Consider the following 16,494-nt stretch of genomic DNA (forward strand, 5'->3'; position numbering starts at 1 on the left):
GCAAGGACTTGCCCTCCATGAACCAGCACACGCCCTCCCCCGCCGGCATCTCTCCCGCCTCCGACGTCACGCGCCCCCGCGCCCAGTTCCGGCCGCCGGCGGTTCATGAGGTCCGCGTCCAGGGCTTCTTCGGCCCGCGCATCGACACGGTCGCCACCACCACGGCCCACACGCTTCTGAACCGCTGCATCAAGGCGGGAATGCTGGATCAGATCGACCCGGACCGGCCCAATCCCGGCCTCAGCATTCCCTTCCAGACCGGCAACGACACGGTGACGACCCAGATGTTCTGGGATTCCGACTTCGGAAAGAGCATCGAGACGGCGGCCTATGCGCTCTATCGCCGGCCCGACCCCGAGCTTGAGGCGCGGGTGGACGCGGTGATCGACGCCTATGCCCGCCTGCAGGACGAGAACGGCTATCTCAATTCCTGGTATCAGCGCATCGAGCCCGGCAAGCGCTGGACGAACCTTCGCGATTGTCACGAGCTCTATGATGCGGGCCATCTCATGGAAGGCGCGGTCGCCTATTTCCACGCCACGGGCAAGCGGCGCCTGCTCGACATCATGGCGCGCTATGCCGATCACATCGACCAGATGTTCGGCCCCAAAGCCGGCCAGACGCGTGGCTATTGCGGCCATCCCGAGATCGAGTTGGCCCTCGTCAAACTCGGCCGCGCCACGGGCGAGCAGCGTTATCTCGATCTGGCCCGGTTTTTCGTGGACGAGCGCGGCCGGCAGCCGCCGCACTTCTTCGACGAGGAGGCGCGGGCGCGCGGGCGCGACCCGAAGGACTACCATTTCGAGAACCACCAATACACGCAGAGCCACGAGCCCGTGCGCCAGCAGCGCCATGTCGTCGGCCATGCCGTGCGCGCCGCCTATCTCTATTCCGGCATGGCGGATGTCTCGACCGAGTTCGGCGACGAGAGCCTGAAGACGGCGCTCGACGCGCTCTGGGGCCATCTCACCGACAAGAACCTCTATGTCACCGGCGGCTTCGGCCCGTCTGCCCACAACGAGGGCCTGACCTTCGACTACGACCTGCCCAACGAGACCGCCTATGCCGAAACCTGCGCAGCGGTGGCGCTGGTGTTCTGGGCGAACCGCATGCTCGGCCTCGGCCCCGACCGGCGCTATGGCGACGTGATGGAGCGCGCGCTCTACAACGGCGCGCTCTCCGGCCTGTCGCTCGACGGCACACGCTTCTTCTATGAGAACCCGTTGGAAAGCCGCGGCACGCATCATCGCTGGACCTGGCACCGCTGCCCCTGCTGCCCGCCCAACATCGCCCGCCTCGTCGCCTCGGTCGGCACCTACATGTATGGCGAGGCTGAGGACGCGGTCGCCGTGCATCTCTATTGCGAGAGCGAGGCCGATCTCGACGTTGCTGGCACCAAGCTGCGCCTGAGCCAGACCACGGCCTATCCCACCGACGGCGCGGTGAAGCTCGCCGTCGATCCCGCCGAGCCGGCCCGGTTCACGCTGCATCTTCGCCTGCCGGACTGGGCCGGGGCAACAGTGGCGAAGCTCAACGGCGAGGTGCTCGACATCGCCTCCTCGTCGCGGAATGGCTATCTCGCGATCGAGCGCCAATGGTCGGCGGGCGACACGGTGGAACTCGACTTCGAGATGCCCGTGCTGCGCCTTCATGCCCATCCGAAGGTCGGGATCGACCAGGGCCGCGTCGCGCTCCAGCGTGGGCCGCTGGTTTACTGCCTGGAGGAGACGGACAACGGCGCGCATCTCCACTCGCTGCTGCTGGATCGCCAGAGCGCCTTCCGCTGCGAGGAGGCGGCCGATCTCGGCGGCGCGGTCTGTCTCGTAGCCGAGGGCGTCCGCGAGACGGCGGCGGGCGAAGCGCTCTACACGCCGCAGGAGCCGGCGCGAGAACAGGCCGTGCTGCGCGCCGTGCCCTACCACGCCTGGGACAATCGCGAGGGCGGCGAGATGCTGGTCTGGCTGCGGCAGGAGGGGGCGTGATGAACGCCCATTCCCCACTGGAGGCCGGCATCGGCCTCGCCACGGCGAGCCTGGAGCTGAAGGGCGTCGGCAAGTCCTTCGGCTCGGTCGAGGTGCTTCGGGACATCGACCTTTCCATCGCCAAGGGCGAGTTCGTGGTCTTCGTCGGCCCGTCCGGCTGCGGCAAGTCCACGCTCCTACGTCTCATCGCGGGGTTGGAGGAGGTGAGCGAGGGCGAGATCGCGATCGGCGGGAAGGATGTCACGGACCTCGACCCCTCGCGGCGAGGCATCGCCATGGTGTTCCAGTCCTACGCGCTCTACCCGCATATGTCGGTGGCGCAGAATATGGGCTTCGGCCTGAAGATGGCGCATCGCCCGGCCGCCGAGGTAGAGCAGAAGGTGCGCGCGGCGGCGGAGATCCTGCAACTGACCAAGCTTCTGGACCGGCGCCCCGGCCAGCTTTCGGGCGGCCAGCGCCAGCGCGTGGCGATCGGGCGTGCCATCGTGCGCGATCCGCAGATCTTCCTCTTCGACGAGCCCCTGTCCAATCTCGACGCCGAGTTGCGCGTCGAGATGCGCATCGAGATCGCGCGCCTGCACAAGACGCTCGGCAACACGATGGTCTATGTCACGCACGACCAGACGGAAGCGATGACGCTGGCCGACAAGATCGTGGTGCTGCGTGGCGGGCGGATCGAGCAGGTCGGCGCGCCGGCCACGCTCTACGAGGACCCCGACAATCTCTTCGTCGCCGGTTTCGTCGGCTCGCCCAAGATGAACGTCCTGCCCGCGACCTTAAGCGAGAGCGGGCTGGTGGTCGCCGGCCGGTCGCTGCCGCGCCCAACGCTTTTCGGGACTGGTGGCGAGGGCGGCGACATCCAGCTTGGCATCCGCCCGGAGCATCTGCGCCCGGCGCGCGGCAGCGAGCCCTCGCTGCCCTTCACCGTGGACTTCACGGAATATCTTGGCGGCAGCAGCTTCCTCTATGGGCGCTGCGGCGAGGGTCTTTCGCTCGTCGTGCAGGGAGAGCGCGGCATGGCGCCGAAGGCCGGCGCGGAGATGGGTATCACCTGCGACACGGCCGACATGCGCCTGTTCGACAAGGCGGGAAAACGGCTTCGCTGACGGTTCACCCGGTCGAGAGGCGCGGCGCTCAGCGCCGTCGCAGCCAGTCCTGCAGGCCGATCTCGGCCTGTTCCAGGCTTTCGCGGTTCAGCGCCTTGCGCAGCATGGCGAGGGTGACGGCGCGCATGCGCAGGTTAAACACGTCCGATCCGCGCTCGGATTCGTAGACGCCGAGCTTGTCGTAGACCTGCTGCAGCCGGTTCTGCACGCTGCGCAGCGACAGGCCGCGCCGCTCCGCGATCAGCCGGTCGGTCAGGCCGAGGGCGAGATCGGTCAGGATCTCGTATTCGACATCGGTGAAGCTTTCCGAGCGGTCCGCCGAGCGCTGCTGCACGGAGCGGATCTCGCGGTCGATGATGCACTGGCCTTCGAGAAAGACGCCGCGCAGCGCCAGACTCAAGCGCTCCTCGGAGGCCGATTTCAGGATGTAGCCATAGGCCGCGCCGCTCGGCACGATGCGCGAGACGCCCCGCACATAGGCCTCGTCGGCATAGTTGGACCAGAAGACGATGCTGGTGGTCGGCCGCCGTGCCCAAAGCGCGCGGGCGAGTTCCACCCCCGTGCGCTGCGGCATCTGGAGATCCACCACGGCATGAAGCGTCTCATGCTCGATCGCCAGCCGCTCGCCCACCACGCCGTTTTCCGCCTCCACCACGCGGCAGTCCGGCAGGGTCTGGGCAATGACCTCGCTGAGAAAGGCCCGGTGCACCGCGTCGTCCTCGGCGATCAGGACATTCATCGCACGCCCTCGCGGGCCGGACCTTGCGTCTTGTCCGCGCCGTCCACCGGCAGTTGGATCTGCACCAGCGTGCCCTGCCGATCGCCGCGCCGGCCGATCGCGAAGCTCGCGCCCACCAGCCGGGCGCGCGTCTGCATGTTGCGGATGCCGCCGACGCGCTTGCGCTGGGCGAGCGAGGCGAAGCCGATCCCGTCGTCGCGCACCTCGATTGCCAGCGCCTCGCCCTCGCGGCGAAGCTCGACCTCGATCAGCGAGGGCTCGGCATGGTGCGCTGCGTTGTTGACCGCCTCCTGCACGATGCGAAACAGCGCGACGCGCAGCGTCTCGGACAGATGGTCCGCCGCGCCGAAGCTCTGATCGGCGAAGCGCCAGGCGATGCCGCTGCCCGATCCGTCCAGCGCGCGGCCGAGAAAGTCCTCGATCCCCTCGGCAAGGCCGAAGAGCTGGAGGATGTTGGGACGGGCATCGTCGATGATCTCGCGCAGGCCCGCCATGGTGCGGGCAAGCTCCGCCTCCACCGCTTCCAGTGCCTCCCAGCCCTCCGGCCCCGGCCCGCCCGCCTCGCGCAGCCGCGCCATGCCGGCTTCGCGCATGCGCGCGATGCGCCGATGGAGGCGCGTGAGATCGGCCAGCGTCAGGTCGTGCAGGTCCATGCCGATGCGCTGGCGCTCGCGTTCCAGTTCTTCCGTCAGGCGCAGCGCGCCTTCGCGCAGGGCGTCTTCCCGCGCGCGCCCTTCCGCCTCCTCGATCGCGAGTCGGCGCGCGTCCTCAGCGGTGCGCAGGGCGTAGAAATAGGGCGCGAGCACATCGGCGACGTGCCGGGCGAACCCGAGATCCCTAGCGTCGTAGAAGTCGCGCACCCGCTTGGAGCAGGACAGGGCGCCGATGATCTCGCCGCGCACGAGAAGCGGCACGTGCAGCCGGCTTTGAAGATTCTGGTCGAGAATGGGGTGGGCGAAGGCGCCGTCGAAATGGAAGCGCGGGTCGGCCAACGCGTCGCCCGAGATGAGATAGGGCTCCTGCCCCAGCAGCACGGCGCGGATCGGACTGCCCTCTATGGGCAGCGGATGGGCGTTGAGGCTCCAGTCCGTGTGGGCGCCGGCCTCGAAGGCGGTGTGATGATCCTGCCGCAGGATGCAGACGTCGAGATGGTCGTGCGGCAGGATGGCGGCAAGCTCGTCCGACACGGCCTGGATGGCGGCCTGCATGTCGAGCCGACCCGCCAGCGCCTGCGACACGCGGATGAGATGGCGAAACAGCGTCTCGCTGCCGAGCCGCGTTCGGCCGGGTGTGGAGGCGGGCGTCGGCGGGGAAAGGGTGGCCGGGTTCATCGGGCGACACCATCACGTTCGCGGGAGCGGCGCCAGAGCGGCGGCATGCAGGGGTTTTGCGGGTTCCCGCATCCGACCTGCGCGCTCCACCTTGGACAAAAGCCGGGGCGCCTTCCAGACTGAGTATCGAGAGTCGCTTGGGAGAGCGATCGGCGTCCGGCCGGCCAGAAGAGGCCGACCGATCGGCGTGCCGGCAGGACCGCCGGCTTTGGGGAGGATATGATGAAGAAGCTCGCACTGGCCCTGTCGGCCGCAACGCTCTGCCTCGGCGCCGCGAACGGCGCCTTGGCCGACACGGCGGACAAGACGATCGCCCTGTCCAACAATTATGCCGGCAATTCCTGGCGCCAGGCCATGCTGGAAAGCTGGGCCAAGGTGACGGGCGAGGCCGTGAAGGCCGGCGTGGTCAAGTCCGCCGACGCCTTCACCACCGCCGAGAACCAGGCCACCGAACAGGCCGCGCAGATCCAGAACATGATCCTGCAGGGCTACAACGCCATCGTCATCAACTCCGCCTCGCCCACCGCGCTCAACGGCGCGGTGAAGGAAGCCTGCGACGCCGGCATCGTGGTCGTCTCCTTCGACGGCATCGTGACCGAGCCCTGCGCCTGGCGCGTGGCGGTGGACTTCAAGAAGATGGGCGCGGGCCAGCTCGACTATCTCGCCAAGCGCTATCCCGACGGTGGCAACCTCCTGGAGATCCGGGGCCTTGCCGGCACGTCGGTGGACGGCGAGATCCACGAGGGCATCCAGAGCGGCGTCGCCACGCATTCCAAGTTCAAGGTCGTCAGCGAAGTGCAGGGCGACTGGACGCAGACCGTGGCGCAGAAGTCGGTCGCCGGCGTGCTGCCGAGCCTGCCCGAAGTCACCGGCGTGGTGACGCAGGGCGGCGACGGGTTCGGCGCGGCCGAGGCCTTCAAGGCGGCGGGCCGCAAGACACCGACCATCATCCTCGGCAATCGCGAGGACGAGCTGCGCTGGTGGAAGGAGCAGAAGGACGCCAACGGCTACGAGACCATGTCGGTCTCCATCGCGCCGGGCGTATCGACCCTCGCCTTCTGGGTGGCGCAGCAGATCCTCGACGGGCAGCAGGTCCCGAAGGACCTCGTCGTGCCCTTCCTCAGCATCGACCAGGCCGGCCTCGACGAAGCGGTCAAGACCACCCAGAAGGGCGGCGTCGCCAATGTCGAATATTCGCAGGACGACGCCAAGAAGGTGATCGCCGCCAAGTAAGAAGCCCGAGGCTCGAGCGAGCCCGCGCGTCTTTCCAGAGGCCGCCGCGCCCTTCGGCGGGCGGCCTTTTCCATTCCACCAAAGGCAACCATGACCAGTTCGGGACCCGCCGGCGTCTTCGTGCGCCTCCAAGAGATCGAGAAGAGCTTCGGCGCCGTGCGCGCGCTGCGCGGCGTCGATCTCGACATCAGGGCCGGCGAATGCCTCGGGCTCGCCGGCCACAACGGCGCGGGCAAGTCGACGCTCATGCAGGTTCTGGCCGGCAATGTCGTGCCCGACACGGGGCGGCTGGAGATATCGGGCGAGGACCGGGCGGGCCGAGGCGGCGTCGCCCGCGCGCGCCAGGCCGGCATCGCCTGCGTCTTTCAAGAGCTTTCGCTCTGCCCCAATCTTTCGGTCGCCGAGAACACGCGCGTGCGCCACGGCTCGCTGCGCGGCTTCGGCTGGCGCCACAAAGCCGGCGCGCTGATCCGCGCGAAGCTCGACGAAATCTTTCCCGGCCACGGCATCGCGCCTGGCGATCTCCTGTCGGACCTCGCGCTCGGCCAGCGGCAGATGGTGGAGATCGCGACCGTCTTTGCCGGCGGCGAGACGCCGCTGCGCCTCGTGATCCTGGACGAGCCGACCTCCTCGCTCGACGGCAGCGCCGCGAGCCAGCTTCTCGCCTATGTCCGCAGCTTCGTCGCCAAAGGCGGCAGCGTCATCCTGATCTCGCATATCCTCGGCGAAATTCTTTCCACCTGCGACCGCATCGCCGTGATGAGCGACGGGCGCGTGGTGGACCTTCAAGACGCCTCCGGCTTCACCCGCGAGTCGCTGGTCGAGAGCATGGGCCATGTCGTCGCCCATGCCGACGAAGCGCTGGTGGAAGCGCGGGCGCGGGCCTCGACGCCCATTGTCGCCAGCGTTCGAAGCCCGCGCGGCGGCGGCGCGCTGGAGGCTCGGCGCGGCGAGATCATCGGTCTCGCGGGCCTTGCCGGCCATGGCCAGACGGCGCTTCTCGTCCTTCTCCAGAGCGCGGGGATGGGCGGCTCGCGCTTCGCCAAGGTCTCGGGGCGCACGGCCTTCGTGGCCGGCGACCGGCAAAGCGACGGCGTGTTTCCGCTCTGGTCGATCGGGCAGAACGTCACGATCCGCTCGCTGAAAGGGCTGACGCGCCTGGGGCTTCTCGACCCCGCGCGAGAACGCGCCATGGAGGCGGAGTGGCAGCGGCGCATCGCCATCCGCACGCCCGACATGACGGACAACATCCTGACCCTTTCGGGCGGCAACCAGCAGAAGGCGCTCTTCGCCCGGGCGCTGGGCTCGGACGCCGAGATCATCCTGATGGACGATCCCATGCGCGGCGTCGACATCGGCACCAAGCAGGAAGTCTACGCGCAGATCCGCGCCGAGGCCGAGAAGGGCCGCACCTTCATCTGGTACACGACGGAGTTCGACGAGTTGAAGAGCTGCGACCACATCTACGTGCTGCGCACCGGGCGGATCGTGGACGAGCTACCGCGCGCTGCTTTGAGCGAAGCGCGCATTCTCAGCGCCTCGTTCAAGGAGGACGCGGCGTGAACGCGCTTCTCACACCCCGTGTCCTGCGCGCGCTCCTGCCGCCCGTCTCGTTCATTCTCCTGCTCGCGGCTATCTTCATCATCCAGCCGAGGGCCATGAGCTATCTCGGGCTCAATCTCATGCTCAATCTGGCGCTGCCGATCGCGCTCGCCACGATCGCGCAGCTCTGCGTCATCACGGTCAACGATCTCGATCTGTCGATCGGCGGCTTCGTCAGCTTCGTCGCCTGCATCGGCGCGACGGTGCTGAAAGACACGCCGCTGCTCGGCGTCGCCATGCTCCTCGGCTGCATCCTCGCCTATGCCTGCATCGGCGCGCTGATCCACTGGCGCAACCTGCCCTCCATCGTCGTGACGCTCGGCCTCAGCTTCGTCTGGCTCGGCGCCGCCGTGCTGCTTCTCCCCTCGCCCGGCGGCTCGGCCCCGGCCTGGCTTTCCTCCCTGGTCAAGCTGAAGACGCCGCTCGTGCCCTTCGCCATCCTCGCCAGCGCGGCGCTGGCGATCGGGGTGCACTTCCTCCTGATGCGCTCGTCCTTCGGCGTCGTGTTGCGCGGGGCGGGCGGCAATCCGCAGGCCGTGCGCCGCGCCGGCTGGTCGCTCCTGCGCGCGAAGATGGCGATGTATGCGCTTTGCGGCACGTTCGGCGTGCTGAGCGGGCTGACCCTCGTCGGCCTCACCACCTCGGCCGACGCCAATATCGCGCTGCGCTACACGCTGTTGTCGATCGCGGGCGTCATTCTGGGCGGCGGCGAATTCACGGGCGGGCGCGTTTCGCCGGTCGGCGCGGTGATCGGCGCGCTGACCCTGACACTCGCCGGCTCGCTCCTGTCCTTCCTACGCATTTCGCCGGACTGGCAGATCGGCGCGCAAGGGGCGATCCTGATCGCCGTCCTGGCGCTGCGCGCCCTCGTCAATCAGACCGAAAGGAGGGCGGCATGAGCGCCCCGGCAGCTTCCGCGCGGGCCGAAGGCTTCGCCACGCGCCACCCCTATGCCTTCTCCTTCGGCGGCGCGCTCGCGATCTTCCTCGCCACGCTCGCCTTCACCGGCGGCACGGGCGGCGGGCAGATCCTCTCCACCGCGCTGACCTTCGCCACCATGTATGTCATCGTCGGCCTCGGGCAGATGTTCGTCATCACGACGGGCCCGGGCAATGTCGATCTCTCCATCCCTTCCACGATCGCGCTCGCCGGCACGTTCGCCATGGTGGTGATGAACGAGCAGGACGGGCGCATCCTTCTCGGCCTCCTGGCGGGCTTAAGCGTCGGCGCCCTGGTCGGCGCCTTCAACTATCTCCTGATCCGCCTCCTTTCGATCCCGCCGATCATCGCGACCCTGTCGGCGAGCTTCCTGATCCAGTCCACCGCGATCAGCTACGGCCGGGGACTGCGCGTTCGCCCGCCAGAGGGCTTCGCGGCCTTTGCCACGGGGCGCATTCTCGGCGTGCCCTATCTCGCCATCGCGACCCTCGTTCTGTGTGGGCTGATGGGGCTGCTGCTGCACCGCACGGTCTATGGCCGTTCGGTCTCGGCCATCGGGCAGAACCCGCGCGCGGCCATGCTCGCGGGCATCCGCGTCGACCGGGTGCGCTTTGCGACCTATGTGCTTTCGGCGGTGCTGGCGGGGCTCTGCGGCGCGGTTCTCGCCGGCTTTTCCGGCGGCTCCTCGCTCAACATGGGCGAGGAATATCTCCTCGCCTCGATCGCCGTCGTGGTGGTCGGCGGCTCGTCCGTTTCGGGCGGGCGGTCCAATGTCGCCGGCCTCTGGGGCGCCTCGCTGTTTCTCTATCTCCTCGTCACCATGCTGAACACGTTCGGTGTCGGCGCCGGGCTCCGGCTGCTGCTGACCGGCCTCATCATCATTGCCATCATCACGCTCGCCGGCGATCCCAAATCTCGCCGCGCCTGACCCGCCAACCTGTTCCCTGCCCTGTTCCCCCGAGTCGCCCATGCTCTATGAACGCTTCGACCCGCGCTTCGACGAGGTCGCCCTCATCAACGTCTCGCTGGAACAGATCCACACCGGCTGCCGCTGGACGGAAGGACCGGTCTGGTTCGGCGACGGCAACTATCTTCTCTGGAGCGACATTCCGAACGACCGGATGATGCGCTGGATTCCCGAGGTCGGAACGCATGTCTATCGCGCGTCCGCCGGCTACACCAACGGCCACACGCGCGACGGCGCCGGGCGCCTCGTTTCCTGCGAGCATGGCGCGCGGCGCGTCACGCGGACAGAAGCCGACGGCTCGCTCACCGTGCTTGCAACGAGCTTCGACGGCAAGCGGCTGAACTCGCCCAACGACGTGGTGGTGCATCGCGACGGCTCGATCTGGTTCACCGACCCCAATTACGGCATCCGCGACGACTACGAGGGCCACAAGGGAACGCAGGAGCAGGACTGCCAGGGCGTCTACCGCATCGACCCTGCCACCAGCGCCATCACGCGCGTCGCCAGCGATTTCCGGCAGCCCAACGGGCTCTGCTTCTCGCCCGACCATTCGCTTCTCTACATCGCCGATTCCGGCGCCAGCCACGATGCGCAGGCCCCGCGCCATATCCGCCGCTTCAAGGTGGAGGGCGAGACTCTCACTGGCGGCGAGGTCTTCGCCCTGATCGACAAGGGCGTGCCGGACGGAATGCGGATGGATCGCGACGGGCGGCTCTGGTCGAGCGCGGCGGACGGCATCCACGTGTTCCACCCCGATGGAACGCGGCTCGGCAAGATCCTCGTGCCGGAAACGGTCGCCAATCTCTGCTTCGGCGGCCCGAAGGGCAACCGGCTCTTCATCGCCGCCACGACCTCGATCTATTCGATCTACACGCGCGTGCGCGGCGCCTGAGCCCTTGCGCATCTCCTCATCTGAGGCCAATTATGGTCTCAGATGAGGAGATGCATCATGCTGGCCTTCAACACCATGGCCGACGTTCTGGGCCTGCCCCAGCAGGAGGCGTCGAGCCTTTCCGCCTTCGGGCTGATCTCGCGGATCGAGGACGGCCTGCCGCTCGGCGCGCTGGACCGCGTGGCGCGCCTGCTCGCGCCCGGCGACGCGCAGTTCAAGTATCGGCTCGTGCCCAAGGCGACCTATGAGCGGCGCAAGAGCCGGCATCGTTTGTCTTCGGACGAGGGCGCGCGGCTGGCGCGCGTCGCCCGCGTCTGGGGCCTCTCGCTCGACGTCTGGGGCGAGGAGGAGGCCGCGCGCGACTTCCTGTTCCGCACCCATCCCATGCTGGAGGACCGGCGGCCGATCGACATGGTGATCGGCGGCGAGATCGGCGCCGAGCTGGTTCTCGACATCCTCGGCCGCCTCAAATACGGCAGCGCGGCTTGACCCCTCAGGTTCTGGACAGAACACTGACGAGCTATCGCATCGGCGATCCCGCCGGTGCCTATCCCATCTTCGATGCCACCGGCTCGACGATCGCGCCCGGCCGATGGAACACGCCGGGCAGCCCGCTGATCTACACGAGCGAGCATTTCGCCACGGCGCTTCTGGAAAAGCTGGTGCATGGCAGCGGGCGCCTGCCGCCAAACCAGCATTTCATCGAGGTGACGCTGCCGCGCGGCCTCAGCTACGAGATCGTCTCGACGCCCGCCCTGCCCGGGTGGGACACGATGCCGGCCGGGGTCAGCAAGGATTTCGGCGAGCGATGGTGCCTGGAGCGGCGCAGCGCGCTTCTTCTCGTGCCGAGCGTCGTCGCCCGGCCCGAGCGCAACATCCTCATCAACCCCGCTCATCCTGAGTTCGCGCTGATCCAGGCGAGCCTGCACGAGCCCGTCTTCTGGGACCGGCGACTGTTCGGGGTCTGACCCCTCACTCCCCCGAGACGAGATGCGAGATGCGGCGGGCGAGATCGTCCAGCACGAAGGGCTTGGTGACGACCTGCGTGTCGCGCCCGAGATGCTCGGCGTTGAGAACGGCGTTCTCGGCATAGCCGGTGACGAACAGGACCTTCAGTCCCGGGCGCAGCTCGCGCGCCGCCTCCGCCAGCTGTCGCCCGTTCATGCCGTTGGGCAGGCCGACATCGCTGACCAGAAGGTCGATCCGCCCTTGCCCCCGCAGATGCATCAGCGCGGAGGGCGCGTCCTCCGCCTCCAGCGCGGCAAAGCCGAGGTCTTCGAGGACTTCCACGATAAGCATGCGCACCAGCGCCTCGTCGTCCACGACGAGCACGGTCTGCCCTTGCGTGGCGGGCGGGATCGCCTGCGCCGGCTGCACGCTTTCGGCCGTGTCGGCCTCGCCATGGTGACGCGGCAGGTGGAGGCAGACGCTGGTTCCCTCGCCAAGCGTCGACTGGATGCGCACCTGGCCGCCGGACTGGCGCACGAAACCATAGATCATCGACAGGCCGAGGCCCGTGCCGACGCCGATCGGCTTGGTGGTGAAGAAGGGCTCCATGGCGCGCTCCAGCACCTCGGCCGTCATGCCCGAGCCCGTGTCCGATACGCAAAGGCTGACATAGTCCCCAGTGGGCAGATCGCGCTCGCGCGCGCCTTTCGCGTCCAGCCGCTCGTTGAACGCCTTGATGCCCAGCGCGCCGCCGTCCGGCATGGCGTCGCGCGCGTTGATGCAGAGGTTCAAAAGCGCGTTTTCCAGCTGGTTCGGGTCCACCAGCACCGGCCAGAGATCGGCGGGCTGCTCGATCGTGAGCGCGATGGCCGGCCCGACCGTGCGCCGCACTAGCTCTTCCAGCCCGGCCACAAGCTCGCCGACGCCGGTGGCCTTGGGGTCCAGCGTCTGGCGGCGCGAGAAGGCCAGAAGCCGATGCGTCAGCGCCGCCGCCCGGCGCGTCGCCCCTTGAGCACCCACGAGATAGCGCTCCGCCTCCGCGCCCTGCCCCTGCGCGAGGCGCCGGCCCATGAGTTCCAGACTGCCGGAAATGCCGGCGAGAAGATTGTTGAAGTCGTGCGCGAGCCCGCCGGTCAGCTGGCCCACCGCCTCCATCTTCTGGCTCTGGCGCAGCGCCTCCTCGGCCTGCGCCAAGGCTTCGGCCCGCTCGCGCTCGATCGTGACGTCGCGGCCGATCGCGTTGATGACGCCTTCGCTCGGGTGAGTCGACCAGCTGATCCAGCGATAGGTGCCGTCCTTGCGGCGGAAGCGGTTGTCGAAGCGGGCATGGCCCTCGCCCTGCGACAGCTGTCGCGCGCCTTCCCGCGTGCGCTCCCGGTCGTCGGGATGCACGAGGTCGAAAAGCTGCGTGCCGAGCAATTCGTGCTCGTGCCAGCCGAGAACGTCGGCCCAGGCCGGGTTGGTGGCGTTGATCGTGCCGTCGAAGCCGCAGCGCAGAATGAGGTCCGGCGTCAGCTGCCAGAGCGCGTTGCGATCGGCCGTGCGCTCGCGCACCTGCTCCTCCAGCCGGACGGTGAGCCGTTCCAGCTCTGCCGCCTGCCGACGCCGCTCATGGATGTCGGTGTTGGTGCCGACCCAGCGCAGGATCGCGCCGTCCGCGCCGCGCACGGGCTCGGCCCGCACGAGGAACCAGCGATACTGCCCGTCGGAGCGGCGAACGCGAAACTCGGTCTCGTAGGTCCGGCCCGTCCGCAGTGCCTCTGCCCAGGCCTCGGCCGCCCCGCCCCGATCCTCGTCGTGGACCATGGCGCCCCATTGCGTGGTGCCGACAAGCGCCTCCATGGGCTGGCCGGAATAGGCGGAAACGCGCTGGTTAAACCAGTAGAGATAGCCGTCCGGCCGCGCGGCCCAGACATGGTTGGGCACGGCTTCGGCGAAGGCGCGGAACTGCGCCTCGCTTTCGCGCAGCGCCGTGTCGCTCAAGACCCGGTCGGTGGTCTCGTTGGTGAAGATGAAGAGCCCGGCGATGGCGCCGCTGGCGTCCAGCACCCGTGAATACGAGAAGGTCCACCACGTGTCGCGCGCGCCGCGATCGGTGTCGAGCTTCCAGGGCAGGTCCACGAAGCGCTGCCGCTCGCCCGCGAAGGCGGCGTCGATGATGGGCTTGGCCTGCGCCCAGCCGTCGGCCCAGACCACGTCGAAGCGCTCGCCCATGGCCCAGGGCAGGCGCGGGCCCAGAAGCGGGAAATAGGTCTCGTTGAAGAAGAAGCTGAGCTCCGGCCCCCAGGAGAGGATCATTGATTCCGGCGAGTTGAGCACGAGGCTGATCGCCGCCTTGAGCTCCACCGGCCAGCCCTCCGGCGGCCCCAGAACATGCCCGTTCCAGTCGCGCGCGAGGATCAGGCGCGTCGCCTCGCCACCACCGGCGAGAAACGCCAGGGGATCTTGTGCGCGGTCTGGCTCGGTCGGGACGGAATGCGGCATCGGGCAGACAACTCCGACAAGGCACGGAAAACGGGACGGATTGCCCATAACCGCCTCTGGATTCGATGCCCAGCCCCCCGCGCAAACACCGCGCCGCCAACGCACGAAAAAAAGCCGAGCCGGATGCCGGCTCGGCGGGTTTCATTCCGATGATTTCAAGCCTGAGAGCGGGGCTTTCAGGCGTGGGGCGCGGGGGAAAGCGGGCTGACCAGATCGCTCAGGAGATCGGTGGAGGCCGAGGCGAAATCGCGCAGCGCGCCCTGCAAGGGCTCGGGCCGCTCGCCGACGTAGGCCGCGACATCGTTCATGCGCCGCAGCGTGCGCCAGTAGATGTCCTCCATAAGGATATGGGCGAACTCGCCGTGGCGGCCAATGCTGTAGAGGCCGGCGACGCCGGTGTCCTGCGCGAAGCGCTGGCGGGCGCTCTCGTAGCTCTGGAGGAAGACGGGATAGGCGATCGGGGTGCGCAGCGTGCCGCCTGCGCCGAGATAGCGCTTGCGCAGGTCGTTGCCGAAGATGCGGCAGGTGCCTTCCAGGCAAAGCTCGGCCAGATCCTCGTCCGCCATGCGCCAGATCTCGTCGCCGACCTCGCAGCCGAGATCGTAGGTGAGCAGCGTCTTCCCCTCCGGGGCGAGCCAAGGCATGGAGACCGGCGCCTCGGTGACGCGGAAGAAGCGCTGCCGGCGATCGGGCACCCAGAGCATCGTGTCGGGCAGAATGTCGCGGCCGGAAAAGCGCAGGTTCACGAAGGCCATGGGCCGGTAGCGGAAGGCCGAAAGCGCATCCAGCGCGTCCGTGCCCTCGACGATCTTGGGCAGGACGTGGACGGGCGCGGTGCTGATCGCGGCGGAAACCGCGATCTCCTCGCCGCGCACGCGCACGGCCACGACCCGCCCGCCGCGCACCACGATGCGCTCCACCGGCGATTCCATGCGGATGGCCGGCTGCACGGCGCGCACGGTCGGCTCCAAGAGCTTGGACAGGCCGCCCTCGGGATAGACGTGATAGACGCCGGCGCTTTCCGGCATCTCGTGCGAATAGCCGTTGCACACGGCCCGGCCGCTGACGCGCGCGGCGACGTTGAGATAGAGCGACTTCAGGATGCCGGCGCCGAACTTCTGGCCGACAGCGGGCGCGAGATCGCTCGCCGCCGCGCCCGACCAGGCTTCCGCCAAGGGAATGGCGACGTCGTCCGCCAGCGCCGCGCCGTAGCTGGCGCGAAACATCTCGGCGGCCGAGCGGGGCGTCTCAGACGCCGAGAGCTTGGTCTTCACGGCGCTGGCGACGAGGCGCGGGTCGAACAGGAGGCCGAGCGGATAGTTGCGGAAGCGACCGTTCAGGAGCACGGCCTCGCCGTAATGCTTCACGGTGCGGCAGGTGTCGGCGGCGCCCAGTGCGTTGGCCAGCCGGTTGCTGATGAAATGGGCGCCGAAATCGTAGGCGAACCCGTCCTTGTCCTTGAAGGACGCGGCCATGCCGCCGATCGCCTTGCCGGCCTCGAACACGATCACCGGCAGGCCCTTGCGCTGCAGCTCGGCAGCGGCGGTCAGCCCGGCCAGACCGGCCCCGACAATCGCGATCGGCTTCATGGCGTTCCCTTTCGCCCGGCCGCACCGGCGCCGGGACTTTCAAATGAACTCGGCGCATCCGGCGCCCGGCGGGAGCCGACCGACCCCCGGCGCCCCGGACGCAAGCCTCCACTGAGCGCGCGGCGACGCGGCGCGCCTGTCGCGCCGTCAGCCTTCGAGCGGGTTCAGGGAAGGATGGTCCGAGCCGTCTTGAGCGCAGTATTTCAAACGGCATCGGCCCGTTCAAATGAAAGTGTAGAACACAGCTAAGAAAACCTGCTGTTAGTATTAACACTTCCCAAGCGTGACGAGCAGTCAAAACTGAATCGGATCGAGCCGTCTGACCGAACGGCAGGTCCAAGCCTGGACCTTCATCCAACGCGCGAGGCGTTCGCATCCCATCGGTTCGGCGGTGCGCCCCCCGCTGTTTGGGTCTCCCCAAGCCGGCTGGGCGGTGGCCCGCGCCTTGCCGCGTAATTGCCGGCGTGCAAAATCGTGAGCGTCGAAGGCGTTCGCAAAGTTGTCTCTCGCCGCCCAAATGTCGGCGTCAAAATAAAATCGCGGCGCCATTGCAAATGTCTCCTGATGGGCCTAAGTTTAGCCCATCGAACTTGTTGACTGATTTTCCGATGCGCTTCTAGCGCCTCACGATTTTCTCTCTCAATATCGAAACTTGAGCGGCCGCGCATCCGGTGCGGTCGAC

The 16,494-nt window shown here is 68.1% G+C and carries 13 protein-coding genes; 9 read left to right on the top strand and 4 right to left on the bottom strand.

Annotation, left to right across the window (positions count from 1 at the left end; genetic code table 11):
• Nucleotides 1-17: 17 nt before the first annotated feature.
• Both AUL32_RS20135 and AUL32_RS20140 read left to right on the top strand, forming a co-directional pair.
• Nucleotides 18-1,982, top strand: coding sequence for a glycoside hydrolase family 127 protein (locus AUL32_RS20135; RefSeq protein ID WP_062119064.1), 1,965 nt, complete (start codon nucleotides 18-20; stop codon nucleotides 1,980-1,982).
• On the top strand, nucleotides 1,982-3,088 hold the full coding sequence (locus tag AUL32_RS20140) for an ABC transporter ATP-binding protein (protein WP_062119068.1): 1,107 nt from the start codon (nucleotides 1,982-1,984) through the stop codon (nucleotides 3,086-3,088). The genes AUL32_RS20135 and AUL32_RS20140 overlap by 1 nt, the downstream gene beginning before the upstream one ends.
• 28 nt (nucleotides 3,089-3,116) lie before the next feature.
• Here the strand turns inward: AUL32_RS20140 and AUL32_RS20145 are convergent, their stop codons facing one another.
• Nucleotides 3,117-3,827, bottom strand: coding sequence for a response regulator transcription factor (locus AUL32_RS20145; RefSeq protein ID WP_061977960.1), 711 nt, complete (start codon nucleotides 3,825-3,827; stop codon nucleotides 3,117-3,119).
• The gene (locus AUL32_RS20150) at nucleotides 3,824-5,158 is read right to left on the bottom strand and encodes a GAF domain-containing sensor histidine kinase (RefSeq protein WP_082659893.1); all 1,335 of its coding nucleotides are present in this window, start codon (nucleotides 5,156-5,158) and stop codon (nucleotides 3,824-3,826) included. Before AUL32_RS20150 ends, AUL32_RS20145 begins: the two co-directional genes overlap by 4 nt.
• A 222-nt stretch (nucleotides 5,159-5,380) precedes the next feature.
• Here AUL32_RS20150 and AUL32_RS20155 point away from each other — a divergent pair, with 222 nt between their 5' ends.
• The 7 genes from AUL32_RS20155 to AUL32_RS20185 all read left to right on the top strand — a co-directional run bounded on the left by AUL32_RS20155 (nucleotide 5,381) and on the right by AUL32_RS20185 (nucleotide 11,759).
• Nucleotides 5,381-6,391, top strand: a complete 1,011-nt coding sequence (locus AUL32_RS20155) for an ABC transporter substrate-binding protein (RefSeq protein ID WP_062119501.1) — start codon at nucleotides 5,381-5,383, stop codon at nucleotides 6,389-6,391.
• Nucleotides 6,392-6,481: 90 nt separating this feature from the next.
• Complete coding sequence (locus AUL32_RS20160; protein ID WP_062119071.1) at nucleotides 6,482-7,954, top strand: sugar ABC transporter ATP-binding protein; 1,473 nt, start codon at nucleotides 6,482-6,484, stop codon at nucleotides 7,952-7,954.
• Nucleotides 7,951-8,892 carry an ABC transporter permease gene (locus AUL32_RS20165; protein ID WP_062119074.1) on the top strand — a complete coding sequence of 314 codons (942 nt, stop codon included), beginning with the start codon at nucleotides 7,951-7,953 and terminating at the stop codon, nucleotides 8,890-8,892. The genes AUL32_RS20160 and AUL32_RS20165 overlap by 4 nt, the downstream gene beginning before the upstream one ends.
• The gene (locus AUL32_RS20170; protein WP_061977956.1) at nucleotides 8,889-9,860 is read left to right on the top strand and encodes an ABC transporter permease; all 972 of its coding nucleotides are present in this window, start codon (nucleotides 8,889-8,891) and stop codon (nucleotides 9,858-9,860) included. Before AUL32_RS20165 ends, AUL32_RS20170 begins: the two co-directional genes overlap by 4 nt.
• Nucleotides 9,861-9,900: 40 nt before the next feature.
• The gene (locus AUL32_RS20175) at nucleotides 9,901-10,791 is read left to right on the top strand and encodes an SMP-30/gluconolactonase/LRE family protein (RefSeq protein WP_062119077.1); all 891 of its coding nucleotides are present in this window, start codon (nucleotides 9,901-9,903) and stop codon (nucleotides 10,789-10,791) included.
• 57 nt (nucleotides 10,792-10,848) lie between these two features.
• Nucleotides 10,849-11,280, top strand: coding sequence for an antitoxin Xre-like helix-turn-helix domain-containing protein (locus AUL32_RS20180; protein ID WP_062119080.1), 432 nt, complete (start codon nucleotides 10,849-10,851; stop codon nucleotides 11,278-11,280).
• Nucleotides 11,277-11,759: an RES family NAD+ phosphorylase gene (locus AUL32_RS20185; protein ID WP_062119083.1), complete on the top strand. Its 483-nt coding sequence runs from the start codon at nucleotides 11,277-11,279 to the stop codon at nucleotides 11,757-11,759. Before AUL32_RS20180 ends, AUL32_RS20185 begins: the two co-directional genes overlap by 4 nt.
• Nucleotides 11,760-11,763: 4 nt before the next feature.
• Here the strand turns inward: AUL32_RS20185 and AUL32_RS20190 are convergent, their stop codons facing one another.
• Together AUL32_RS20190 and AUL32_RS20195 are read right to left on the bottom strand one after the other, a co-directional pair.
• Nucleotides 11,764-14,223 carry a PAS domain-containing protein gene (locus AUL32_RS20190; protein WP_062119086.1) on the bottom strand — a complete coding sequence of 820 codons (2,460 nt, stop codon included), beginning with the start codon at nucleotides 14,221-14,223 and terminating at the stop codon, nucleotides 11,764-11,766.
• 176 nt (nucleotides 14,224-14,399) lie between these two features.
• Nucleotides 14,400-15,812, bottom strand: coding sequence for a protoporphyrinogen/coproporphyrinogen oxidase (locus AUL32_RS20195; RefSeq protein WP_062119089.1), 1,413 nt, complete (start codon nucleotides 15,810-15,812; stop codon nucleotides 14,400-14,402).
• Nucleotides 15,813-16,494 lie beyond the last annotated feature (682 nt).

Origin of the sequence: Aureimonas sp. AU40 (assembly GCF_001463785.1) — a bacterium.
Lineage (GTDB): Bacteria > Pseudomonadota > Alphaproteobacteria > Rhizobiales > Rhizobiaceae > Aureimonas.